This window comes from Cellulosimicrobium sp. So1_17, assembly GCF_055181235.1.
This window is the reverse complement of the sequence record NZ_CM143702.1, coordinates 4,002,811-4,026,285: the sequence shown is the minus strand read 5'-3', so window position 1 is coordinate 4,026,285 and position 23,475 is coordinate 4,002,811. Positions and strand designations below refer to the sequence as shown.

The 23,475-nt window shown below is 73.8% G+C and carries 21 protein-coding genes and 1 tRNA gene; 7 read left to right on the top strand and 15 right to left on the bottom strand.

Going from position 1 to position 23,475, the window contains the following annotated elements:
* Positions 1 to 112: 112 nt before the first annotated feature.
* Together ACZCLJ_RS17780 and mscL are read left to right on the top strand one after the other, a co-directional pair.
* Positions 113 to 838: an SAF domain-containing protein gene (locus ACZCLJ_RS17780; protein ID WP_463104712.1), complete on the top strand. Its 726-nt coding sequence runs from the start codon at positions 113 to 115 to the stop codon at positions 836 to 838.
* Positions 839 to 976: 138 nt separating this feature from the next.
* Entirely contained in the window at positions 977 to 1,453 is a 477-nt protein-coding gene (mscL, locus tag ACZCLJ_RS17775; RefSeq protein WP_463104711.1) for a large conductance mechanosensitive channel protein MscL, read from the top strand.
* Between the two features lie 118 nt (positions 1,454 to 1,571).
* On the opposite strand, the gene ACZCLJ_RS17770 is transcribed toward mscL, so the two are convergent.
* The 3 genes from ACZCLJ_RS17770 to ACZCLJ_RS17760 form a co-directional block, all read right to left on the bottom strand.
* A complete protein-coding gene (locus ACZCLJ_RS17770) occupies positions 1,572 to 1,805 on the bottom strand; it encodes a hypothetical protein (RefSeq protein ID WP_463104710.1) in 234 nt (77 codons plus the stop codon).
* Positions 1,806 to 1,961: 156 nt separating this feature from the next.
* Positions 1,962 to 6,131: a hypothetical protein gene (locus ACZCLJ_RS17765; RefSeq protein ID WP_463104709.1), complete on the bottom strand. Its 4,170-nt coding sequence runs from the start codon at positions 6,129 to 6,131 to the stop codon at positions 1,962 to 1,964.
* A gap of 442 nt (positions 6,132 to 6,573) precedes the next feature.
* Positions 6,574 to 7,614 carry an NAD(P)-dependent alcohol dehydrogenase gene (locus ACZCLJ_RS17760; RefSeq protein ID WP_463104708.1) on the bottom strand — a complete coding sequence of 347 codons (1,041 nt, stop codon included), beginning with the start codon at positions 7,612 to 7,614 and terminating at the stop codon, positions 6,574 to 6,576.
* Positions 7,615 to 7,936: 322 nt separating this feature from the next.
* Between ACZCLJ_RS17760 and ACZCLJ_RS17755 the strand changes: the two genes are divergently transcribed.
* Together ACZCLJ_RS17755 and ACZCLJ_RS17750 are read left to right on the top strand one after the other, a co-directional pair.
* Positions 7,937 to 8,998 carry a hypothetical protein gene (locus ACZCLJ_RS17755; RefSeq protein WP_463104707.1) on the top strand — a complete coding sequence of 354 codons (1,062 nt, stop codon included), beginning with the start codon at positions 7,937 to 7,939 and terminating at the stop codon, positions 8,996 to 8,998.
* A 39-nt stretch (positions 8,999 to 9,037) separates the two neighbouring features.
* Positions 9,038 to 9,403 (top strand): hypothetical protein, encoded by a 366-nt coding sequence (locus ACZCLJ_RS17750; protein ID WP_463104706.1) that lies wholly within the window; start codon positions 9,038 to 9,040, stop codon positions 9,401 to 9,403.
* Positions 9,404 to 9,419: 16 nt separating this feature from the next.
* Here ACZCLJ_RS17750 and ACZCLJ_RS17745 read toward each other — a convergent pair whose 3' ends face one another.
* Both ACZCLJ_RS17745 and ACZCLJ_RS17740 read right to left on the bottom strand, forming a co-directional pair.
* Positions 9,420 to 9,992 (bottom strand): mycothiol transferase, encoded by a 573-nt coding sequence (locus ACZCLJ_RS17745; protein ID WP_463104705.1) that lies wholly within the window; start codon positions 9,990 to 9,992, stop codon positions 9,420 to 9,422.
* A 143-nt stretch (positions 9,993 to 10,135) separates the two neighbouring features.
* Positions 10,136 to 10,297, bottom strand: coding sequence for a hypothetical protein (locus ACZCLJ_RS17740; RefSeq protein WP_251150542.1), 162 nt, complete (start codon positions 10,295 to 10,297; stop codon positions 10,136 to 10,138).
* A gap of 157 nt (positions 10,298 to 10,454) precedes the next feature.
* Here ACZCLJ_RS17740 and ACZCLJ_RS17735 point away from each other — a divergent pair, with 157 nt between their 5' ends.
* A complete protein-coding gene (locus ACZCLJ_RS17735; RefSeq protein ID WP_463104704.1) occupies positions 10,455 to 12,080 on the top strand; it encodes a LuxR C-terminal-related transcriptional regulator in 1,626 nt (541 codons plus the stop codon).
* Between the two features lie 479 nt (positions 12,081 to 12,559).
* On the opposite strand, the gene ACZCLJ_RS17730 is transcribed toward ACZCLJ_RS17735, so the two are convergent.
* Positions 12,560 to 14,758, bottom strand: a complete 2,199-nt coding sequence (locus ACZCLJ_RS17730) for a DEAD/DEAH box helicase (RefSeq protein ID WP_463104703.1) — start codon at positions 14,756 to 14,758, stop codon at positions 12,560 to 12,562.
* A 343-nt stretch (positions 14,759 to 15,101) separates the two neighbouring features.
* Positions 15,102 to 15,174, bottom strand: a tRNA-Arg gene (locus tag ACZCLJ_RS17725).
* Positions 15,175 to 15,289: 115 nt separating this feature from the next.
* Here ACZCLJ_RS17725 and uriH point away from each other — a divergent pair.
* Complete coding sequence (uriH, locus tag ACZCLJ_RS17720; RefSeq protein ID WP_463104702.1) at positions 15,290 to 16,249, top strand: uridine-preferring nucleoside hydrolase UriH; 960 nt, start codon at positions 15,290 to 15,292, stop codon at positions 16,247 to 16,249.
* A 212-nt stretch (positions 16,250 to 16,461) separates the two neighbouring features.
* On the opposite strand, the gene ACZCLJ_RS17715 is transcribed toward uriH, so the two are convergent.
* The 4 genes from ACZCLJ_RS17715 to ACZCLJ_RS17700 all read right to left on the bottom strand — a co-directional run bounded on the left by ACZCLJ_RS17715 (position 16,462) and on the right by ACZCLJ_RS17700 (position 19,657).
* Positions 16,462 to 17,247 carry an amino acid ABC transporter ATP-binding protein gene (locus ACZCLJ_RS17715; protein WP_251150241.1) on the bottom strand — a complete coding sequence of 262 codons (786 nt, stop codon included), beginning with the start codon at positions 17,245 to 17,247 and terminating at the stop codon, positions 16,462 to 16,464.
* Positions 17,248 to 17,317: 70 nt separating this feature from the next.
* Positions 17,318 to 17,959, bottom strand: a complete 642-nt coding sequence (gene ehuD, locus ACZCLJ_RS17710; protein ID WP_251150240.1) for an ectoine/hydroxyectoine ABC transporter permease subunit EhuD — start codon at positions 17,957 to 17,959, stop codon at positions 17,318 to 17,320.
* Positions 17,956 to 18,684 carry an ectoine/hydroxyectoine ABC transporter permease subunit EhuC gene (gene ehuC, locus ACZCLJ_RS17705; RefSeq protein ID WP_463104701.1) on the bottom strand — a complete coding sequence of 243 codons (729 nt, stop codon included), beginning with the start codon at positions 18,682 to 18,684 and terminating at the stop codon, positions 17,956 to 17,958. The genes ehuD and ehuC overlap by 4 nt, the downstream gene beginning before the upstream one ends.
* A gap of 4 nt (positions 18,685 to 18,688) precedes the next feature.
* Positions 18,689 to 19,657 carry a transporter substrate-binding domain-containing protein gene (locus ACZCLJ_RS17700; RefSeq protein ID WP_463104700.1) on the bottom strand — a complete coding sequence of 323 codons (969 nt, stop codon included), beginning with the start codon at positions 19,655 to 19,657 and terminating at the stop codon, positions 18,689 to 18,691.
* Between the two features lie 380 nt (positions 19,658 to 20,037).
* On the opposite strand from ACZCLJ_RS17700, the gene ACZCLJ_RS17695 reads away from it, so the two are divergent.
* Positions 20,038 to 20,802, top strand: coding sequence for a GntR family transcriptional regulator (locus ACZCLJ_RS17695; protein ID WP_463104699.1), 765 nt, complete (start codon positions 20,038 to 20,040; stop codon positions 20,800 to 20,802).
* A gap of 44 nt (positions 20,803 to 20,846) precedes the next feature.
* Here the strand turns inward: ACZCLJ_RS17695 and ACZCLJ_RS17690 are convergent, their stop codons facing one another.
* The 4 genes from ACZCLJ_RS17690 to ACZCLJ_RS17675 form a co-directional block, all read right to left on the bottom strand.
* Positions 20,847 to 21,632 carry a hypothetical protein gene (locus ACZCLJ_RS17690; protein WP_463104698.1) on the bottom strand — a complete coding sequence of 262 codons (786 nt, stop codon included), beginning with the start codon at positions 21,630 to 21,632 and terminating at the stop codon, positions 20,847 to 20,849.
* A complete protein-coding gene (locus tag ACZCLJ_RS17685; protein WP_463104697.1) occupies positions 21,629 to 22,000 on the bottom strand; it encodes a PadR family transcriptional regulator in 372 nt (123 codons plus the stop codon). The genes ACZCLJ_RS17690 and ACZCLJ_RS17685 overlap by 4 nt, the downstream gene beginning before the upstream one ends.
* Before the next feature lie 96 nt (positions 22,001 to 22,096).
* Complete coding sequence (locus ACZCLJ_RS17680; RefSeq protein WP_463104696.1) at positions 22,097 to 22,648, bottom strand: dihydrofolate reductase; 552 nt, start codon at positions 22,646 to 22,648, stop codon at positions 22,097 to 22,099.
* Entirely contained in the window at positions 22,648 to 23,466 is an 819-nt protein-coding gene (locus ACZCLJ_RS17675; protein ID WP_463104695.1) for a thymidylate synthase, read from the bottom strand. The genes ACZCLJ_RS17680 and ACZCLJ_RS17675 overlap by 1 nt, the downstream gene beginning before the upstream one ends.
* Between the last annotated feature and the right edge of the window lie 9 nt (positions 23,467 to 23,475).

Sequence of the window (23,475 nt, the reverse complement as noted above, 5' to 3'; positions counted from 1 at the left end):
TCGACCACAGGCCCGCGTCGTCGGCATCGCCGCCGCCGTGACGGGCCTCACCACCGCCGTCGTCCCCAGGGACGACGGCGGTCCTGCGCCGCTCGCCGCTACGGTCGCGGCCATGGTCTCGACCCCTCGACCCGGCGGCTCCCTGCCCGACGACGCCCGTGCGCGTGCCCGCTCGGCGCGCCGTCGTGCCGGGGTGCTGTGGTGGCGCCTGCGGTTCGCCGTCGCCGCGCTGTGCTGCGGCGTCGCCGCGGCCACGGCCGTCTCGGCACTGAGTCCTGATCCTCCGCCCACCGTCCCCGTCGTCGTGACCGCGCGCGAGGTCTCCGCCGGTGCCGAGCTCGCCGCGGCGGACGTCCGGGTCGTCGACGTCCCCGCTGACCTCGCGCCCGAGGCTCTGCGGTCGCCGGACGACGCCGTCGGACGGTCCGCCTCCGTCCGTATCGCGCCGGGGACCGCGCTGCAGGAGTCGCTCGTCGCTGCGGGCGACCTCGTCTCCGCGGCGCCGCCCGGCACGGTCGTGGCTCCTGTGCGCCTCGACCCCGGGATCAGCGGGCTCCTCGCCGCCGGCGACCGGGTGGACCTGCTCGTCGCGTCCGCCGTTACGGGCCTGACCGGCGTCGCCGGCGAGCCCGCGCCGGCCGACGGTGCGAGCCCCTACCTCGCGCGGGGCGCCGTCGTCGTGCCCGGTCGACCGGGCGAGTCGGCCTCGGGTGGGTTGCTCGGCTCGCCGACCGTGACCGGTGAGCAGGTCACGCTCGTCGCGGTGCTCCCGGAGGAGGCGGAACGGCTCGCGGCCGTCGCGGGCTGGGGCCAGGTGACGGCAGTCCTCGTCCCGTGAGGCCGCCGTCGCAGCCTGACGCACGACCGTCCGGAGCCCGAGACCGCTGTTGCCGCTCGTCCGACCCGTTGCGAAGATCGTTCCTGCACTTGTCGTGGCGCCGCTGCCACGCGGACCAGCGACAGGAGAGGTATCTGCATGAAGGGCGTGTTCAACGGGTTCAAGGAGTTCGTGCTCCGCGGGAACGCGATCGACCTCGCGGTCGGCGTCGTCATCGGTGCGGCGTTCGGCGCCGTGGTCACCGCGATCGTCGACGGGCTCATCAGCCCGCTCATCGCGGCGCTCTTCGGTCAGGTCGACCTCACACAGGTGGCGACCTTCGAGGTCAACAACGCCGTCTTCAGCCTCGGCCTGATCCTCGACGCACTGTTCAAGTTCCTGTGCGTCGCCGCCGCGGTCTACTTCGTCATCGTGCTGCCGATGAACCACCTCGCCGCGCGACGCAAGAAGGACGTCGAGCCCGAGCCGGAGGCCCCGGCCGAGGACGTCCGCGTCCTCCAGGAGATCCGCGACCTGCTCGCCGCGCAGGCCGGCGCACCGGGTCAGGGCGGACCGGGCTCGCCCGGTGCAGGACCCACGGGCGGCCCGCTCGGCGGTCCCACCGACCGGTTCTGACCGGCTCCGACCGGAGCTCTCGGCGGAACGAGGCCCTCGGCGCACCGCGTCGAGGGCCTCCTCGTGCCCGCCCCGCCGCGGTCCGTGCCCACGGCGCGGCCGCCCCGGTTCGTGCGTGTCAGTGCTTCCCGTAGTGCGGGGGCACGTCCTGCAGCAGTCGGTCGTCGTTCTGTCCACTGCCTGCGCCGTCGGTCGTCGCCGGGTCCCCCCAGCCGCCCGGGCGCTCGTCGTCGCTCACCCCGGCAAACGCCGCCGTCTCCGTGCCGCGACGTACCGCGCGGCGAGGCCGCCGGGCGCCGGGACGTCCCGGCGTCGGCTCCTGGGAGGTGTCGTCGTGCGGGGCAGAGGTCACGGGACCATCGTCGCACCGTGCGGGCACGCGCCACCAACCTGTCAGGGGTACGGGTCACCCCGGTGACCCCTCGCCCTGACACCCTCGCCGAGCCACCACCGTGTCAGGGCCACGGATCACCCCCGTGACCCCTCGCCCTGACACGGGCGCGGGCTGTCAGAGGTCGTCGTCGCCGTGGTCCGCGTCGTCGTCGAGCACCGGCACGACGACGATCCGGTCGCCACCACCGGTCTGGGCCACGCCCCCGGTCTCCGGCAGGCGTGCGTCGCGCACGTCCTGCACGACGCGCCGGATGCGCTCGGCCTCCTTCGCGGGATCGAGGAACGCGGCGGCCGACCACACCTGCGCGACGGTCCAGCCGATCCGTTCGAGCCGCTCGGCGGTCTGGCGGTCGCGCACGCGGACGCTGCGCTCGGCGACGTAGGCGGTGTCGTCGGTGAGGACGGCGACGAGCAGCTCTCCGGGCAGGTCGGGGTGCCCGACGACCAGCGGGATGCGGTCGCCGTCGCCGACGCCGTAGTCGGTCTCGACCACGAGCCCGGCGCGCCACAGGCGCTCCGCGAGGTCGAGCACGAGCCGGTCGGGGGTGCCGCCCACGTCGACGCCGTTGCCGAGCGTGACCTGGTCGGCCACGCCGTTGCGCTGCTCGGCCAGGTCGAGCACCTCGGCGAGCAGCTTCGCGCCGCCGCCGCGCAGGCGCTCGGGGTCGAGGTCGACCGCGGCGAAGCAGGACACCACGTGCAGGCGCCTGCGCGCCGCGCCGACGGTGTCGAGCAGCATCGCCTCGCTGCCCGGGGTGTTGAGGATGCCGAAGCGGTGCAGGACGCGGCCGTGCGGCGTCCGCCCGAAGCCGACGGACAGCACGATCGTGTCGCGCACGAGGCCGGCGACGCCCGAGACGTCGGCGACGACGACCGGTTCGGGCCGCGACGCGGAGAAGAAGCCGGCGAGCGCCGGGTTCTGCCGCACCTCGACGAGCAGCGCCTCGCGGATGCGGTCGGCGTGCAGCTGCGTGACGGTGACGATCGCGAGCGACTCGTCGGGCCGGGTCAGCGCGTGCTCGATCGCGACCTCGACGACGCGGTCCACCTCGACCTGCGTGCTCTCGACCGCCCCGGACGTCGGGTCGGGCATCCCGGCGCCGTCGACGACGTCGAGCCGGACGAGGGCCTCGGCCCGGGGCAGGGGCGCGGGCCGCAGGACGCCGGCGTAGCCGTGCTCGGCGAGGAAGGTCGTGACGTACGGGTCCCGCTGCGAACCGTCCGCGAGGAGGGTGACGGTCGGGAGCAGGTCGGCCAGGTCGTGCACCGTCGACGCCGAGGACGCCCGCGGGTCGCCGACGGCGACGACCTGGCGCCCGCGCGCGAGCGCCGAGAGGACGAGCTCGACGGGAGCGTGCTCGATCGCGTCGAGCACGACGAGGTCGACGGTGCGGGTGGGCGGCAGCAGGTGCGGCACGAGCGTGGGCGTCGCGACGACGACGGGCCGCAGGCGCCGCAGCACGTCCGGGTGCTTCTCCGACGTCTCGCGGAGGCTGACGAGCCGCCCTTCGAGCAGCTCGGTGAAAAGGTCCTCGGCCTCGTCGCGGTGCTCGCGCATCGCCGTGGCGAGGTGCTCACGCACCGCGACGCGCACGGGGGAGGCGAGCGACGCGACGTGTGCGCGGTCGAGCTCCCGGAAGCGCCGCGCGAGCGCGTCGAGCCCGGCGCCGTCCTGCCCGGCGAGCGCATGGTCCTGCGCGAGGACCTGCTCGAACACCGAGCTCCACCACGCGAGCTCGAGCTCCGGACCGACGAGGTCGGTCTCGACGCGCCGCTCGGCGAGGTCGGCGAGCAGGTCGTCGAGCCCGGCGGCGGAGAGCCGGCGCAGCACCGCCGTGCGGGCGGGGAGGCGGTCGAGCGACTCCGTGTCCTCGGCGAGCGTGTCGAGGCGCGCGGCGAGGTCGACGAGCGGGAGGTCGAGCAGCCCGGCGCCCTGCGGCGTGCCCGCGAGGACCGGTTCGATCTCCTCGACGTCGATGCGGACGGCCTCGTGCGTGTCCTCGATCGCCGCGAGGCCCTCGGGGAGGCGCGGCCAGCCGCCACCCGGTGCCTGCCTCTGCCAGACCGCCCGCTGTGCCTGGACCTCGACGAGGGCGGCATGCAGGTCCGGGACCCGGACGCCGGGGCGGACCATGTCCCGCGCCTGGCGGCGCAGGCGGCGGCGCGCGAACCATCCCATGTCGACGCCGTGCGCCTCGCGCCACTGGCGGGTGGCGGTCGCCTCGACCATGTCCTGCGCGGTGCGCTCGAAGATCATCGGCTGGAACACGTCGAGCGTGCCGCGCATGCCGCCGAGCATGCGGAGCTGGTCGCCCCACTGCCGCAGCGTCGTGGCAGGCGTGAGGCCGGTGACCTCGGCGACCCGCTCGACCTCTGACCGCAGCTGCGGGAGCGTGTGCGTGCGCACACGCTCGACGCGCACCAGCACGTCCTGCGCCTCCTGCCGGGTCGTGAGGTTCGCCCCGTACCAAGGGGTCGACGTCGCGCGCGTCGTGAACGCCCCCAGCTCGGCGGCGTCCCGCAGGTCGTCGGCGAGCTGGTCGCGCTGCTGCCCGACGGCGAGCACCACCTCCGGGGCCAGGCGCACCGTGGTGTCGGGGGCGGGCCGCTCGGCGACGATGCGCGCGAGGGCCTGGAGCGCGTCGTAGGCCGAGACGCTCCACGGCTCGCGGACCAGGTGCAGCGCCTCGATGTACCCGGCGAGCCGGGCCCGGGAGCCGAGCAGGGCGTCGCGCGTGCGCTCGACCGCGTCGTCGGCCGCGGGTTCCGGCTCGGTCGCCATCGCGGACAGCAGGCGGTGCGAGACCGTGGCGCGCCAGGTGGGGTCGGGGGCGACGTCGAGCACGAGGCCGCCGAGCCCGAGGCTCTCCAGACGCGCGACCAGCGCGTCCGCCGCGCGCCGGTGCCCGGGGACGTACAGGACCTGGCGGCCGCTCGCCGCGGCCTCGGCGACGACGGCGGCGAGCGTCCCCGCGACGTCGGACCCCGCCGGCGCGTCGACGAACAGGTGGGAGCCGCTCGCGAGCGCGTCGACGACGTGGCGCTGGGACGGGTCGAGGTCGCCGACCCCGCGCTCGAGCTCGGGGTCGGCGTCGCCGACGCGTGGGCCGGGCAGCTCGCGCCGCACGGTCGCCGCGACGTCCTCGTCCCCAGCGAGCGCGGCGACGATCTCGTGCCGCTCGAGGCCGGCCACGAGCTCGTCGAGGTCGTCGACGAGGACCTGGCCGGGGTGCACGAACGTGCCGGCGAGCACGCGGTGCGTGAGGCCGAAGTCGTCCAGGACGGCGCGCCCGAGCGCCGCGATGCGGTCCGTCGCGTCACCCGGGTCGAACCCGGCACCGGTGAAGGTGCTGCGTGCGAGCGTCACCGGGTCGAGCAGCGCTCCGTGGGCACGCAGCGTCCGGGCGAGGAGCGGGTTGATCTCGGCGGTCGGCTCGAGCGTGAGCTCGTAGTCCGTCTCGCCGTCGCCGCGCGGCGTGATCGTCAGCGGTCGCAGGAGCACGGGGGCCCGGACGGTGCGCACACCGGCGTCGGCGGGCTCCTCGGCGGGGGCGTCCGAGCCCGGCTCCCCGTCCGCGGCCTGCGCGCCCGGGTCCTCGCCTTGCGCCGGCAGGGCCGCGGGGCGCGCGTCGTCGGACGCTGCGGCGGGCACCGCACCGGAGTCGGAGCCGGACACGTCGGCAGAGCTCGTCACGTCGTCGGGCCCGCCGTCGGTCACGTCCGCCGGGGGCGCTGAGACCTCGATCGTCGCCGTGCCGGGCCGCGACGCGCGGCCGGCGACGCGCGCGAGCGCGCCGACGTCGTCCGCCGGCCGGGAGGGCGACGGCTCGCTCTCGGTCCAGGTCGCGACGCCGATCGCGAGGTACGTGGGCGCGACACCGTAGCGCTGCGCGTGCTCGGCGGCGCGGACCACGACGGCGCGTGCCCGACGCCGCGCCGCCGGGAGCGAGCCGCCCTCCCGGAACAGGTTGGACAGCCGGGTGGGTCGGCCGGCGAAGAGCTGCGCGACACCGGACGGGTGGGCGGCCGTGAGATCGACGACGGCGTCTCCGAGGAGCGAGATGTCGGCGAGCGAGGACCCGCCGGCGAGCTCGACGAGCCCGGCGCGCCACCGCGCGACGGCCTCCTCGACGAGGTCGGCGGTGGTGGGCGGGCGCACGAGGACCGGGCGCTGCGGCACCGCCTCGTCGTCGACGTCCGGGGGCGTCCCGGCGGGGTCGGTGGGCAGCCGAGCAGGATCGGCCACGTTCCGGGCGGCTGAGCTGGTGCGGGCTGCGGCGTTCACCCTCTGACGCTAACCGTGCCGGTGCGGCGCCCGGTCGAGGCACGCCGGGGAAGGTTCCCCGAGCACGCGACCGCCGAGCGCATCACCGCGTCGGTCCGGCGCCGCGACGAGCACGAATCGCCCGCCGTGCGGACCAGGACGGTCGTCCGGGCGGTTTCCTGGAGAAGTCCTGGGAAATGGCGACGTCGGCGTTCTCCCGGGAAATGCAAAGTGCCCCGGACCAGCGGTCCGGGGCACTGCCTCCGGCTCTGGGCCGGGACGTAGAAACGGAGCGCACCGCGCAGGGGGCAGGCGATGCGCTCCGTCGGGCACTAGTTTGCACGCTTCACGGGGGCGCGTCAACTCGCCTCCGGGTGAAGCCTCGCGACGTGGCGCGATGCGTCCTGTGCGGCACGGAAGTCATCTGGACGACCGTCCATGTCCGGCGCCCGAATGGACCGTTTCAGAACCGCACGACGGCGCGTCCGCGCAGCGTTCCGTCCCACAGCCTGCCGTACGCCGCAGGGGCGTCGTCGACGTCGAACACCTCCGTGTGGACGGTGAGTCGTCCCTGCTGGGCGAGCTGCAGGACCTCGAACAGCTCCTGCCGATATCCCCAGTACGGCACGAGGAACGACGCCTCGTACGGGGACTGGAAGAAACCGACCTTTGCGGACGGCATGCCGTGCCCGATACCGACGAGCGTGAAGTCCCCGCCGACTCCGACCAGCTGCTGCCCGAGGTCGATCGTCGGCTGGACACCGGCGAAGTCGACCACGAGGTCGGCACCGCGCCCGCCCGTGAGGTCCTTGACCGCCTCGACGGCGGACGAGTCCGACATCAGGGCATGGTCGGCGCCCACCTCGCGCGCGAGGGCCAGCTTCTCCTCGGTCACGTCGAGCGCGACGACCTGGGCCCCGCTCAGGGCCTTGAGGATCTGCACCCCCACGTGGCCGAGGCCGCCGACGCCGAGCACGACCGCCGTCGTGCCGGCCGTGAGCTTCGGCAGCGACCGCTTGATCGCGTGGTACGGCGTGAGACCGGCGTCCGTGAGCGGGGCGGCCTGGACCGGGTCGAGGTCGCCGATCGGCACGAGGTGGCGGGGCGAGTCGACGATCATGTACTCGGCCATCGCGCCGGGTGCACCGAGCCCGGGAGGGGCGATGCCGAGCTCGGCGGCGCGCAGGCAGTAGTTCTCCTGGCCGGCGGCGCACCGCTGGCAGACGCCGCAGCCCCACGGCCCGTAGACCGCGGCCGCGGTGCCGACCAGGCTCTGGTCGACGCCGGCGCCGACCGCCTCGACGACGCCGACGCCCTCGTGGCCGAGGGTGAGCGGCAGCCCGTAGGCGTACTCGTCCGCGGACTGCTCCATGACGAAGACGTCGGAGTGGCACAGGCCCGCGGCGGAGACCTTGAGCAGCACCTCCCCCGGCTTCGGCTCTGGGGTCTCGATCTCCACGACCTCGGGTCGTGCGCCGATCTCTCGGTACTGGACGGCCTTCATGGCCACTCCTCTCGCCTGGCTGTGCTGCTGACGCCGGGCGGTCCGCCGAGGGGACGGTTCGGGGACCGCCCGGCTCTTCCACCATAAACCTGCACACGCGTCTAGGTTCAGGGACGTTGGTCACTCCTCGGGCGCCGACACACGATCTCCTCCTTCCGTCACGTCCCGGTCACCTGCGCCCGCGGGCGCGCCCACACCCCGTGGCTACGCTGGAAGGACGCCCGCCCCGACGCCGGACCGCGGAGCGCCCGGCGCAGGCGCCGGCCGGAGGAGAGCGGGCGCGACCAGCCACCCGACTCGAAAGACGCGGACCACAGACGACGTGACGACCTCCCCCAGCACCCGCCCGTTCCCGGGCGCGCCCACCGGCGCGCCCGAGGCGCCCGACGAGAAGGCTCCCGAGGCGCCGAAGCTCTCGCTCACGCAGATGATCGCGAGCGCCCTCGCCGCCGTGAGCACGACGGTGCTGCTCTCGTACTTCGGCATCGCCGGGACGATCATCGGGGCCGGTGCGGCGAGCGTCATCACCGTCGTCGCGAACTACGCGTACACGCGGTCGATCCAGAAGACGCACGAGCAGCTCAAGCCCGTCGTCAGCCACCTCGCGCCCCGCCCTCGCGGCGGGACGGCGAAGCTGCCCGCGGTCCCTCGCGGCGACGACACGCAGCCGCTCCCCCGACCGCGTTCCGCTGCGCCGGACGACGCGGCGGTCGTCTCGCGTGGCAGCGTCGCGGCCGAGGACGGCGGAGGCGGACCCGTCACCGCGACCGTCGGCACGCCTGTTCCTGCCGACGACGACGCGCCGGCGCCCGACGACGACGCGCGCCCCGGTCCGTGGTTCCGCCTCATCGACCGCTACGGGACGGGCAAGGTGCTCGCCGTCTCCGCCGCGGCGCTCTTCGTCGTCGTCATGGGCGTCGTGCTCGTCGCCGAGCTCGTGATCGGCAAGCCGATCTCCGACGCCGTGCGCGGGCAGGAGGGGTCAGGGACGTCGATCAGCCGCACGACGACGACCGACGACGGCGGCAGCGAGCCCGGGACGGGGACCGTGACGCCTCCGCAGGAGCTGCCCGACGGCGGTACCACGACGCCCTCCCCCGACCCGTCCGCACCCTCCGACGACGCCACGGACGTGCCGACGGACGATCCCTCGGACGCGCCGACCGAGGTCCCGACCGACGAGCCCACCGATCCGGCCACGCCGACGCCGGAGCCCACGGAGCCCGCGACCCCCGGCACCGGTGAGACCGGCACGCCCGGTGGCGGGACGGAGACAGGCGGGACGGACACGGGAGTCGGTGGCGGTTCGGGATCCGGCGGGACGACGGGCGGCTCGGCCGAGCCGGCCCCGTCGCCGTCGACGTCGGGCGTTGACGGCACGTAACCCCACCGCGAACCTTCGGCGTCGAGGAGCATGGTCCTCATGGCCCGACGACGCATCTCCGCACGGTCCGTCCCCACTGCCTCGGCGGCAGCTGCGCTCGTCGCGCTGGCGATGCTCCTGACCGCCTGCGGCGGTGGAGCCGGCGGCGTCCCCGACCGGGAGCCGGACGTGACGGGCGTCGTCGAGCGCACCGGGACCGGTGCCCTCCTGACGGAGCCGTCGGACTACTACTTCGACGGCATGAGCCTGGTGGTGACGGAGACGCCGTTCGTGGGGGCGGACGGCGAACCGATCGAGTCCGCCGGTCTCGCGACGGGGGACGAGGTCGAGGTGTGGCTCACCGGCTCGTGCGCCGAGTCGCACCCCGTTCAGTGCGAGCTGGTCGCGGTGCGGGTCGTGGGCTGACGCCGACCGCTCCCGCTCATGCCTCCGGGGCGTCGGGCGGGAGCATCGGCCAGTCGGTCGGCGGGTCCTCGCCGACCCGCCCGTCGATCGCCTCGCGGAGCAGGTCCATGTGACCGGTGTGCCGCCCGTACTCCTCGATCATGTCGTGCAGGTGGCGCCTCACCGTGGGACGGGTGTCGCCGAACTCGAGGTGTCCGGGCTGGTCCAGCCCGCCGTCGGCCACGAGCTCGCGCAGCCGGACGCGCGAGCGCCCGACGGCAGCTTCCCACAGCCCGTACACCTGATCGGCCGTCTCGTCGGGGTCGACGGTGAACTGCCAGCGTGCGACGTCCTCCTCGGGCACCGAGAGGAACGTGACGGGCGGCCGCCCCGCCATGCGCCAGCAGAACACGTCGTCCTCGCAGACGGCGAGGTGCTTGAGCAGGCCGCCGACCGTCAGCTCGGACGTCGGGACCGCCCGGGTACGGAGCTGCTCCACGTCGAGGCCGTCGGCCTTCCAGCGGAACGTGGCACGGAGCCGCTCGAGCGTGCCGACGAGGTGCTCGACGTCGGTGCCGGCGAGCGGGGGCTCCCAGGGCGGATCGGTCATGGTGCGGCCTCTCGTCGCGGCGACGTGACGTGCCTCACGCTACGCGCGGCCACCGACAGCGTCGGTGGCCGCCAGCGAGCGCCGCCGACGAGCGCCGCCGAAGCCCTACGAGCGTGCCGGGCCGCCGTCCACGCGGTCGGCGTTCAGGACCGTCCGGACGGCCCGGTGGAGCCTCCCCGCCGGGTGATCTTGCCCAGCAGCTCCTTGGCCTTGCGCTGGTTCTCCGGCTTCGACATCTCCCGCTGGGCGACGCGAGCCGCCTTGACCGCGATCCCGCTCTTCGTGATCTTTCCCAGGAATCCCATGGCACACCTCTCTCTCGCCGTCGTCGTGCGAGCGTAGGGCAGGGTCTGCGGACACGCGCGAGGGCGACGCCACCCGCCGATCGGTCTCCCCCGATGGCGCTCGAGGTCTGCCCGTCTGCCCACCGTCGGACCGAAGGGTCTAGCGTGGGTTGGCACCATGGACGGCACGGACGACCTCGCCGCAGGGCGTGCGGCGTATGCCCGGGGCGACTGGCAGGTCGCCTACGGCGCGTTGTCGCGGGCTCGCGAGGTGGCGGGGCTCGAGGCACGAGACCTGGCACGGCTCGGCGGCGCCGCGTGGTGGGTCGGCAGCGCGCAGGAGTCGCTCGAGATCACCGAGCTCGCGTTCCGCCTCCTCGAGGACGAGGGCGACGCCGACGGCGCAGCTCGCCGAGCGCTCGACCTGACCGTCCTCTGGGGCGGCCGGGGCGACCTCGTCGTGGCGTCCGGCTGGCTGAACCGTGCCCGCCGCCTGCTCGCCGACCTCCCGGAGAGCGCGACGCACGGCTACCTGTTCTACGGGACCGGCGCGCTCGCGCTCGCCCGCGGCGACCACGAAGGACTCCAGCAGGCCGCCGACGGCACCGCGCGGGTCGCGCGACGCACCGGCGACCTGGCGGTCACGTCCCTGGCCCTCGTGCTGGCCGGGCTGAGCGACCTGCAGCGCGGCCGCGTCGCGACAGGTTTCGGCCAGCTCGACGAGGCGATGCTGCCCGTGCTCGCCGGGCGGCTCGCCCCGGAGTGGGCCGGCGAGGTGTACTGCACGGTCATCCACGCGTGCCACCAGCTCGCGGACCTCGACCGGATGCGGGCCTGGACGCAGGCGACCGAGCAGTGGTGCGAGCAGTTCCAGGGCGAGGGCATCTACTCGGGGATCTGCCGGGTCCACCGGCTCCAGCTGCTGTGCACGCAGGGCGGGGGCGCGGCGGTCGAGGAACAGGTCGAGCGCAGCGGGGTCGAGCTCGAGGGCCGCAGCAACTGGGTGGCCGCCGAGGCGTTCTACCAGCTCGGCGAGATCAGGCGGCTCCGCGGTGACCACGACGGCGCCCGCGCGGCGTACGACCGGGCGCGAGGGCTCGGCACGGAGCCGCAGCCCGGCGAGTCCCTCCTCCTGCTCGCGGCCGGCGACGGCGGCGCCGGCTGGTCGAGGCTGTCCCTCGCGCTCGCGGGCAGGGACCCGCTCTCGTCCGCAGCCCTGCTCGCCCCGGGCGTGCGGATGGCCCTCGAGCTCGGCCTGGTGGACGAGGCGGAGGCCTGGTGCGCGCGCCTCGAGGAGACGGCAGCACTGTTCGACACCCCGGGCCTGCGCGCCTGGGCGGCGCACGCCCGGGGTGCGGTGCAGGTGGCCCGGGCACACCCCGCTGATGCCGTGCGCACGCTCGAGGCGGCGGCGCGCGAGTACCGCAGCCTGCAGTGCCGCTACGAGACCGCGCAGGTCTACGAGCTGCTCGCGCACGCACACCGCGCCACGGGCGAGCCGGGGGTCGCGGACGCCGACCGCGCGACGGCCCTGGCGATCTACCGCGAGCTCGGGGCCCTCCCGGACGTGCGGCGCCTCGACCGGGGTGCGCTCCCCGGCGGGCTGACCGACCGCGAGTGCGAGGTGCTCTCCAGCGTCGCCTCGGGTCTGACGAACCGGCAGGTAGCCGGTGAGCTGTTCATCAGCGAGAAGACGGTGAGCCGGCACCTGGCGAACATCTTCACGAAGATCGGCGTCTCGTCGCGCACCGCGGCGGCCGCGTGGGCGCACGAGAACGGGGTCCCTCGGCGACCCGCCACCTGAGGTGCGACGACCGCCCGGGCGCCGCACCGCCGTCGGGCACCTGCACCGTTCTGCCCACCCACGGGTGGCCGGGATGCGCCGAAGACCCGACGCGCCGTCCCTCCCCGCGCGCCTAGCGTCGGATCACGCGAGGTGATCGAGGCGGAAGGAGGCCCGCGGACATGGTGGTCGACGTGGCGCTCGCCGCCGGCGGCGTCTCGACGGTGGTCTTCGCGAGCAGCATGCTCCCGATGGTCGTCAAGGCCGTCCGCACGCGGGACCTCGAGTCGTACAGCCTGCCGAGCCTGCTGATGACCAACCTCGGCAACGCCGTCTACTCGCTGTACGTCTTCGACCTGCCGGCGGGACCGATCTGGGTGCTGCACACGTTCTACCTCGTGACCAGCGCGCTCATGCTCGCGCTGCTCCTGCGCCACCGGTCCGGTCCCGCGGCCGCGCCGCGACCGCCCGTGCGCCGGCCCGCGCCGGCGGTCCCGCGGTCAACCCAGACGCTCGGCGGCCAGCGCGTCGGTGAGCAGCGCCACCAGGGCGTCGAGCTGCACGTCCTTCGACGACGCGCCGTCGTCGTCCGACGCCCCGTCCAGCGCACGGGCGGCCAGACCGGACTTGCTGTCGATGAGCTCGGCGATCGTGGCGTCGATGGTCTGGGCGGCGATGATCCGCCAGGCGGTGACGGGCTCGTCCTGCCCGATCCGGTGGACGCGGTCGATGGCCTGGGTCTGCTCGGCGTCGGTCCAGGACAGCTCGGCCAGCACCAGGTTGGAGGCGACCTGGAGGTTCAGCCCCACCCCCGCGGCCGTCAGGGAGCACACCACGATCGACACGTCGGGATCGTTCACGAACGCGTCGATGTTCTTCTCGCGCACCTTCGGCGTCTGGTCGCCGCGGATCGAGGCGTAGCGGATGCCGCGCTGGGCGAAGGTCTGCTCGGCCTCGTCCATCACGTCGACGTGCTTGGCGAAGAACACGACCTTGCCGACGTTGCGGGCGAGCTGCGCCGCGTAGTCCGCGGCCGGGCCGGCCTTGGCCTGGCCGATCCGGCGGACCATCGTGAACACGTTCTCGCCACCGGTCTTCGAGCTCGAGTCCTTGAGCTCCGCGGCCGCCACCCGGCGCGCGAGGTCGAGGTCGACCTCGCCGCCCACCGTGTCGGCGGCGTCGGCGCCGGCGCGCGCCGCCTCGGCAGAGCGATAGCGGTCGGCCAGACGGCGCGCGAGCGCGGTCTCGGCGGCACGGATCGAGCGGCCGGCAGCGCCGTCGAGCTCGACCGGCAGGTCCGCCACCCGGCGGGCGGGGATGTCGGCGACGACGTCGGCCTTGCGGCGGCGCACGATGCCCATGTCGATCACGGCGGCCCGGGCGGCGGCGTAGAAGCCCCGGTCCGCCGGGGTGAGACCGGTGTCCTCCAGAGCGGTCATCAGCTTCCCGAGCGGCTTGGTGTCGTCGATCCAGCCGAGGAACTGCCAGATCGCCCGGAAGTCCTCGATGTCGTTGATGAGCGGGGTGCCGGTGAGGGCCATGAGCAACGGCCGCGCGGTGCGGGTCCGGATCCGCTCGGAGAGCGCGAGGACGTGCTGGGAGCGCTGCGATCCTTTGTTCTTGATGAAGTGCGCCTCGTCGACGACCATGCCGCGGAAGCCGAGGTCGCCGAGCCAGCCGACGTGCCTGTCGAGCAGCTCGTAGTTCACGATGACGACGTCGGCGAACGCGTCGACCTTGTCGCCGTCGCCGTGGACCACCGTGGCGCGGCGCAGCGGCGTCCACATCCCGACCTCGTGCGCCCAGTTCGTCTTGACGACGTTGGGCACCACGACGAGCAGGGGGAACGCGTCCGCCGCCTGCGCGGCGAGCAGCGCCTGGGCGGTCTTGCCGAGCCCGGGCTCGTCGGCGAGGAGGAAGGTGCGGTGGCCGCGGGCGGTCGCCGCGACGACCTGGGCCTGGTGCGGCATGAGCTCACGGCCGAAGGATGCGGACAGCGAGCGGGCCTCGGGCAGCGGCATGCACGCCGGTGCGCCGGGGCCGGCCTGCTCGAAGGATCGGAAGAGCGGTTCGAGCAGCTCCCAGCCGGCCAGCCGGCGTGCACGCGCAGCCGTCCGCTCGGCCGCGGCCTCGAAGTCCGGCGCGAGGAAGGGGTTGGCCAGCTGGCGCGAGATCACCGACCGGGGCACGACCCGCTTCTCGGCGGGGATCGCAGCCGGAGAGGTCGGCTGGGCCGACGAGGGCGACGAGGCCGACGGCGCCGGCGCGGCGGGCGCAGTCTCCTCGGGCGGCTCCAGCCCGCCGGCGCGCATCACGGTCGCCTTGTAGTCGCGCGCCGCGTCGGTGACCCGGGCGTCCTCGGCGAGCAGCGTAAGGAGCGTGGTGTCCCGGACAGCGATCTTGGCCAGCAGCGTCGCGACGCCGTCGAGCCGCTTGAGCTCCTGGTCGCGCTTGCCCGCGGTCAGGGAGGCGTCGGCCATCACCCGGGCCCGCTCCTCCCGGACGAGGAGCGCGGCGACCTGGAACTGCGTGCGCACGGCGGGACGCGTCGGCGGTCGGCGGACCGCCCCGTCGAGCTCGCGGGCGATCCCCGCGAGCACCGGGATGATCCCCTTCTCGGAGGGTCGTGGTGCGCGACGGCGCTGGGCGCCGGGGTCAGGGCGCGCGCGACCGGTCCGCCGCTGGCCTGCTCGAGCCACGTCTCCTCCTTCGTTCCATTCTCACACCGACCGCGGCGCAGCACGCCGGGTCACGACCTGCCCGGCGGACAGGTCGGCGCCGTGTCGAAGGGCGCAGCCTCTCCGCACGACCGCCGCCTCCGGGCCCCACGAGCGAGCGAGCATGCGCGCTCGTGGCGAGGGACACCGCTCGACCAGCCGTGACGGGCGGGCTCCCCGCACTCTCACGTCGCGCGACGGACGAGCCGCAGCGCGAGACGGCCTGCCGACCGCACGCTCAGCAGGAGGACGACGCCTTCACGCCTCCTGCGCCCCGTCACCGAGGAGCCTCGGGACGAGCACTACCGTGGACACAGCCACGCTGTGCGCCTGGGCAGATTCGAACTGCCGACACCCGCTTTAGGAGAGCGGTGCTCTATCCCCTGAGCTACAGGCGCATGGCCCCGGGGCAGGGCCGCAGCACAGCCTAGCCGCCGTGGGCCGTCCGGCGCGAAGCGCGCCACGCGTCGTCGGGCACGTGCCTGGCGTGCCGCACCGCGCGAGGATGGGCGCGTGACTCCCGAGCCCACGTACCCGCGGAAGATCGTCCTCGACTGCGACCCGGGCCACGACGACGCCGTCGCGATGCTCCTCGCCCACGGCTCCCCCGCGATCGACCTCGTCGCCGTGACGACCGTCGCGGGCAACCAGACGCTCGTGAAGGTCACGCGTAACGCCCTGTCCGTCGCGGAGGTCGCGGGGATCCACGTACCGGTCGCGGCGGGCTGCGACCGCCCGCTCGTCCGGCCGCGGATCGTCGCCCCCGACATCCACGGCGACTCGGGGATGGACGGTCCCGTCCTGCCTGCCCCGCGCCGCGCCGTCGACCCGCGGCACGCCGTCGATCTCATCGTCGAGACGGTCCTCGCGGCGGAGCCCGGCGAGATCACGCTCGTGCCCGTCGGTCCGCTGACCAACATCGCGACGGCGGCGCGCAAGGAGCCACGCATCGTGCCGCGCGTGCGCGAGGTCGTGATGATGGGCGGAGCGTTCCACGGCGGCAACCGCACGCCCACGGCCGAGTTCAACGTGCTCGCCGACCCGGAGGCCGCGCACGTCGTCCTGAACGAGGCGTGGCCGGTAACGATGGTCGGTCTCGACCTCACGCACCAGGCCGTCGCCACCCCCGACGTGCGCGACCGGCTCGCCGCCCTCGGCACCGGACCGGCGCGCTTCGTCGGCGAGCTGCTCGACTTCTACGGCGGCACGTACAGCGCCACGCAGGCCTTCCCGCACCCGCCGGTCCACGACCCGTGCGCCGTCGCCTACGTGGCGGACCCCGAGGTCATGACGACGCGCCGCGCGCCGGTCGACGTCGAGCTCACCGGCACCCTCACGACCGGCATGACCGTCGTCGACCTCCGCGGCGACGAGCCCGTCGAGTGCCGCACCCAGGTCGGCGTCACGCTCGACCACGACCGCTTCTGGACCCAGATCGTCGATGCCCTCCGCCGCATCGGTGACCCGGCCTGACAGCACGCGACCAGCCGGGCGACCGAGCGACTGCCGGACCGACGGCCAACGGCAGAGCGGCTGGCGGTGGAGCGAGGGGTGGGGCGGGTCGTGGCGGGTGATGACTGAACAGCCGGGAGCGCCGTGCCGGGCCGCGGATGGTAGACCCGCCCCGCCCCTCGCGGAACCGTCGGCCGCGGGCCCAGCCACCACGACCCCGCCCCGACGAGCCGTCAGCCGAGGACGGCCTTGAGGAACTCCTGCGTGCGCTCGTGGGTCGGGTTGGTGAACATCGTCTCGGGGTGAGCCTCCTCGATGATGTGCCCGTGGTCGAACATCAGCACGCGGTTCGACACGTCGCGCGCGAACTGCATCTCGTGCGTCACGAGCAGCATGGTGATGTCCGTCGTCTCGGCGATCTCCCGCAGGACGCCGAGGACGTCGGCGACGATCTCGGGGTCGAGCGCGGACGTGACCTCGTCGAGCAGGAGGATCTCGGGGTCCATCGCGAGCGCCCGCGCGATGGCGACGCGCTGCTGCTGGCCGCCCGAGAGCTGGTTGGTCCGGAAGTCGCGCTTGTCCGACATCCCGACCTGCTCGAGCAGCTGCTCCGCGCGGGCGATCGCCTCGCCCTTCGGCTGCTTGAGCACGTGCACGGGCGCCTCGATGATGTTCTCGAGCACCGTCATGTTCGGGAACAGGTTGAACTGCTGGAAGACCATCCCGACACGGTTGCGCACGACGCGCCGCCGCTTCTCGGGTACCTCGACCCGCTTCTGGCCGCGGTACTCGTGCGTGTACGGGTCGCCGTCGATGAGGATGAGCCCGCCGTCCGACTCCTCGAGGGTCATGAGCAGGCGCAGGATCGTCGTCTTGCCGGAGCCCGACGGGCCGATGAGCGTCACGCGGTCGCCCTTCGCGACGCTGAAGCTCAGCCCGTCGAGCACGACGTTGTCGCCGAACCTCTTGACGACGTCACGGAACTCGATCGCGGGGGTGGTGCCCTGGGTGGTCGACACGCTGTCCTCCGGGGATGTCGCTGAGTCGGGCAGGGGGTCGGGCACAGGTTCGGTCACAGGATCGATCACGTCAGGCAAGGCGCCTCTCCATCCGTCGTACGAGGAGCGAGGTCGGGTAGCTCGCCGCCAGGAAGATCAGGCCGACCAGGGTGAGCGGCTCGATGTAGGAGAACGTGTTGGCTCCGTAGTTCTGCGCTGCCGCGAACATCTCGACCACGTAGATGGCGAACAGGAACGGCGTCTCCTTGAACATGGAGATCGCGTAGTTGCCGAGCCCGGGCAGCGTCTTGCGGATCGCCTGCGGCAGCACGACCGCACGCCAGGTCCGGCCGCGCGGGAGGTTGAGCGCGGTCGCGGCCTCCCACTGGCCGCGCGGCACCGCGTCGATGCCCGCGCGGTAGACCTCGGACATGTACGTGGCGTAGTGGATGCCGAGCACCGTGCACCCGATGGCGAGCGTCGGCACCGTGGGCAGCAGCAGTGCGGCGAACACGAGCTGCACGAGCAGCGGCGTCGACCGGATGAACTCGACGACGACACCGACGGGCACCGTCACCCACCGCGACCCGGACCGCCGCACGAGGGCGACGAGCAGACCGAGCACGGAGGCGATCGCCATGCCGACGACCGTCGCGACCAGGGTGATCTTGAAGCCCTCGAGGAGGGCGGGCAGCACGTCCCAGGCGCGCTCCCAGCTCCAGATGTCGCTCATGCCGCACCTGCCTTCGCCGTCGTGGGGACCGGTGCCAGCCGCAGCACCTCGCGCAGGCTCGGGCCGGCCCCGAGCCGGTTCTTCGCGCGCACCTCGAGCGCGTTCATGCCGAGCGTCAGCAGGTAGGCGATCGCGAAGTACACGAGCAGGCCGACCGAGTAGGAGAACACGGTGTCCTGCGTGGTGTTGCGCAGCTGGTCGGTGAAGAAGTTCACGTCGTGGAGGAAGATGTAGGTCGCCAGCGCCGAGCCCTTGAGGAGTTGGATCAGCAGGTTGGTGAGCATCGGGATCATCAGGGCCCACGCCTGCGGGAAGATCACGCGCCGGACGCGGTGGAGCGGGCCCAGGTTGAGCGCCGTGGACGCCTCCCACTGGCCGACCGGCACGGAGTTGATCGAGCCCCGGACGACCTCGGCGCCGTACGCGCCGTAGTTGAGGCCGAGCGCGACGATCCCGACGGCCAGCGACTCCATCTTGAACCCGAACACCGGGAGCACGAAGAAGAGCCAGAAGAACTGGACGACGAGCGACGTCCCGCGGAAGAACTCCACGACCACCCGGGAGGGCCCGCGCACCCACAGGGTGCGGGTGCGCGAGCCGAACCCGAGCAGCAGGGCGACGACCATCGCGAGGACCGCGCCGCCGACCGTCAGCTGCAGGGTGACGAGGACACTCTCCCCGAGCTGCGGGAGCCTGTTGAGAAGTGTCTGGAGGTCGTCGGACATGGGGTCAGGAGTCCTGACCCAGCTCCGGGCCGAGCTCGTCGGCGATCGCCTCGAGGTCGCCCTCGCAGAGCATCTCGGCGGTCAGACCGTCGACGGGACGCTCCGCCTCGGTGAACCCGAACGGGCCGAGGACGTCCTCGTACTGCTGCGGGTCGGAGACGATCTCCGCCAGCTTCTCGTTGTAGGCGTCGAGCAGCTCGGTGTCGGCCTGGCGGAACACGGTGGCACCGGCGCCGATCTGCGGCACGCCGTCGATGACGGCGACGAAGGCCTCGGTCGCCTCGACCGCGGCGTCGGACCGCTCCGCGAGGGCGCGCAGCGAGATCCCGGTGAGTGCGAACGCGTCCGCACGACCGGCGACGACGGCGTCGAGCCCGTCCTGCGGGCTGCCCACCTGGATCGTCTCCACACCGGTGTCCTCGGCGTAGCCGGCCTCGATGGCGCCGCCCATCACCGCGAGGGTGACGCCGGCGTCGACCGCGGACTGCCAGTCGTCGAGGCCGTCGGGGTTGCCCTCGGGCACGAGGAACGCCGTCGTGTACATGATCTCGGGCTCGCTGAACGCGGCCTGCTCGCAGCGGTCCGGCAGGATCGACATGCCCGCGCTGATCGAGTCGAAGCGGTCGGCGTTCAGGCCGGGGATGAGCGAGTTCCACTCGGTGAGCGTGCCCTCGACCGTGTCGATGCCGAGCTCGCCGTAGATCGCCTCGTTGAGCGCGACGGCGGCACCGGTGAGCTCACCGCCGTCGTCCTGGAAGCTGTAGGGCTCCTCGCCGGCGAAGCCGACCGTGATGGTCCCGCTCTCCTGGAGCTCCGCGAGGGTGCCGCTGCCGCCCTCCGTGGTCCCGCCGCCGGCGCCGCCCCCGCCCCCGGAGTCGACGCTCGAGCAGGCGGTGGTGACGGCAAGGAGGCCGACGGCGCTCGCGGAGAGGAGCGCGCGGCGTCGGGTCGCGGTGGATCGCGTGGAAGTCATGGTTCCCTTCGTGCCCGTCGACGCGTGTCGCGGCGGACGGTCGTGGGTGGCTGGACGATCGAACACGCTAACGCGATGTCGACCATTCGACAATCTGCTCGTCCTACCGTCGGATTGTCTACAATCGGACGACAACTCGGTGACTCCGCCTCGTGGCGGACGTCGGAGGCGTCCGCTCCACAGGGGTCGAGAGCATCGCTGACCTGCACGGACGCTTGTTCCACGACCGCCGCGCCGCACGCGCGTCGGCCGCTCGACCACGGGCCGCGCTCCGGCCTCCGACAGGGGATGATGTGATACCGGATCGTGACCTCGACCGTCCTGCACGCACACTCGGCCCGGCGGGCCCACCACCGCACGACCTCAGCGAAGGAGAGCCGATGAGCCCCGCCTCGCGCGCGCCGCTCGGCAACGCGCCGTTCCTCTCACCGGTGACGCGCCCGTCGACGGTCGACCTCATCGTCCGCGAGCTCCGCGACGCGATCTACTCCGGCGCCCTGCGCGTCGGCTCCCCCATCCGTGAGGTCGAGATCGCGGGCCAGCTCGGCGTGAGCCGCGGCCCGTTCCGCGAGGCCGCCCAGCGCCTCGTGCAGGAAGGCCTGCTCACCGCGACGCCCGGGCGCGGGCTGAGCGTGGTGACCATCGGTCGCGAGCGCATCCCCGCCCTCTACGCGGCGCGGGCGACGGTCGAGACGACGGCCGCGCGCCTCGCCGTCGCCCGTGCGTCGGACGCCGAGGTCGCGGCGGTCCGTGGGGCCTACGACGCGCTCGTGGAGGCCGGACGTTCCGAGGACGCGCGGCGCATCGGCGACGCCGACCTCACGCTGCACTGGACGCTCGTCGCGGCGGCCGGCAACCCGTGGCTCCTGCGCTGGATGACGACGCTCATCGTCGAGGTCCGCGTCGCGAGCTTCACCGTGAGCGACGAGTACGCGGTGCGCCGCGACTCCGCGGCGTCGCACGCGGACATCGTCGAGCGGCTCGAGGCGCGCGACGCCGACGGCCTCGTCGCCGCGATCGCCGCCAACCTCGACGGAGCGGTCGAGCGCCTCACCGCGCCGCAGGACGCCGACGTCGAGACGCTCGAGGAACCGCACCCCGTCCCGCCGCCGCGCCTGGACCCGATCGAGCCGACCGCCCTCTGAGACCCCGGCACCGGATCGCGGAGGACTGGCCGGGAGGCGAGGTGTCAGCCGGCGAGCCACCACAGGAGCAGCCCGACGACGACCGTCCACGCGGGCACGAGCAGCACGCCGAGCAGACGCACGCGCCCGTCGACGCGCCGACGCCGCGCCACGGCCCCCTCGTCCTGGAGCGGCGCCACGACGGGGTCGGCGTCGTCGGGTCGCCGTGCCCGAGCCAGCTCGACCACCACGCCGAGGACCAGGAGCGTCAGCCCGGCGGCGACCGTCACCGTGGCGGGCAGCACGACGAGCGTGCGCTGCAGCAGCAGGAGCGGGACGACGAGCGCCGCGGACGCCGCCCCGAACGCGAGCGTCCCCAGGACCGGGCGGCGGACGATCCCCCGGAGCACCGGCTCGGGCCGCCCCGCGAACAGCAGGAGGGCCGTCGCGGCGACCACGGCCGCGAGCGCCTGGCCGACGGTGATCTCGACGACGCCCGAAGACGTCAGACCGGGGACGGACCAGAGCGTCAGGAACATTCCCGCGAGCTGCGCCAGGGTGGGCAGCACGCCCCGCACGGTCGCGGCGGGACGCTGCGCGGGGCTCGGCGGCAGTCCGAGCTCGCGCGCGTAGGCGATCGGGTCGCCGAACGCCTCCCGCGCGTCCTCACCGCTCTCGGCGCAGTGCGAGTCCACCTCGCCCAGCACCTCGCCGATCAGCTCACCGGCGACCCCCTGGATGCGCAGCTCGAGCAGCACCGCCTCGGTCCAGGCCGGGTCGACGTGCGGGGCCAGCTCCCGCTCCAGGGCGTACCGTCTGGCGCGACGACGGTCGCGGGTCGTGCTGCTCATACGAGCTCCTCCTCGGTCCGCGACGGGCGCGAGGCGCCGTCGGCGACGATCGTCGATGTCACGGTGGCGAACGCGCCCCAGAGCGCGGCGGAGCGCCGGAGCTCGTCGCGCCCCGCCTCGGTCATCGCGTAGTACTTCCGCCCTGGCCCGCCGTCGCCCGCGCGCCACTCGGTGATGACCCACCCCGCGTCCTCGAGCCGCTTGAGCAGGGGGTAGAGCGTGCCGCCCTTGACGGGCCCGAGCCCGCGGTCGGCGAGCGTCGCCGCTATCGCGTACCCGTAGGTCGGACCGTCGGCGAGCACGCGCAGCACGCACACCGCGAGGACGCCGCGCAGCCACTCGCTGGGCCACTCCGCGTCCTCGCTCACCACTAGACCGTAGGTCAGACTAGATAGCGCGTCAACATAGTTGCGCGCGTGTGCGCCGTTCCCCTCAGGCCGCCGACGGTTCGCCGTCGGCCGAGGTCAGCCGCGGTCGTGCACGACCATGCGGTAGCGCAGACCCGTGGACGACGTCGCCCACTCCCCCGCTTCCACGCGCCATCCCGCCGGCACGGGCGGGGCGAACGTGTCTCCCTCGACGGCCGCGTCGATCTCGGTGACGACGCACCGGTCGGCCTGCTCGATCGTCGCCGCGTAGAGCTGGGCGCCACCCATGACCCACACCTCGCCGTCCGCGCCGGCGGCGGCGCGCGCCACGGCGAGGGCGTCGTCCACCGACCCGGCCACGCGCACCGGCGCGCCGACCGCTCCGAGCGACTGCCCGCCGTCGGCCACCGCGTCGTCCGGTGCCCAGCCGTCCTGGCGCGTGACGACGACGTTCGTCCGGCCCGGGAGCGGCCGGAACCGGGGCGGGAGCGACTCCCAGGTGCGCCGCCCCATGACCACCGGGTGGCCCGACGTGACGCGCTTGAAGTGCGCGAGGTCCTCCGGCAGGTGCCACGGCATGGTGCCGCCCGCGCCGATGACGGGCCGCCCGGCGGCGTCGCGCGCCTGGGCCCAGATCAGACCGAGCATCAGACCGCGATCGGGGCCTTGATCGTCGGGTGGTGCTGGTACCCGACGACCTCGATGTCCTCGTACTCGTACGCGTCGATCGAGTCGCGGGGCGCGAGGCGCAGCGTCGGGTACGGGTACGGGTCGCGCGTGAGCTGCTCGCGCACCTGCTCGACGTGGTTGTCGTAGATGTGCACGTCGCCGCCGGTCCACACGAAGTCGCCGACCTCGAGGCCGGTCTGCGCCGCGACCATGTGGACGAGCAGGGCGTACGACGCGATGTTGAACGGCACGCCGAGGAACAGGTCGGCCGAGCGCTGGTAGAGCTGGCACGAGAGCCGGCCGTCGGCGACGTAGAACTGGAAGAACGCGTGGCAGGGCGGTAGGGCCATGGTCGAGAGCTCGGCCACGTTCCACGCCGAGACGATGTGCCGCCGCGAGTCGGGGTTGCTCCGGATCTGCTCGATCACCTGCGCGACCTGGTCGACGTGACGGCCGTCCGGCGTCGGCCACGAGCGCCACTGGACGCCGTAGACAGGCCCCAGCTCGCCGTCGGCGTCGGCCCACTCGTCCCAGATCGTCACGCCCTGCTCCTGCAGCCAGCGCACGTTCGAGTCGCCGCGCAGGAACCACAGCAGCTCGTACGCGATCGACTTCAGGTGCACGCGCTTGGTGGTGATCAGCGGGAAGCCCTGCGAGAGGTCGAAGCGGATCTGCCGGCCGAACACGCTCCGCGTGCCGGTCCCCGTCCGGTCACCCTTGGGCGTCCCGTTCTCCAGGACGTCACGCAGGAGGTCCTCGTAGGGCGTGGGGACGGCGGACGGAGAGTCGGTGGCCACGGCCGTCAG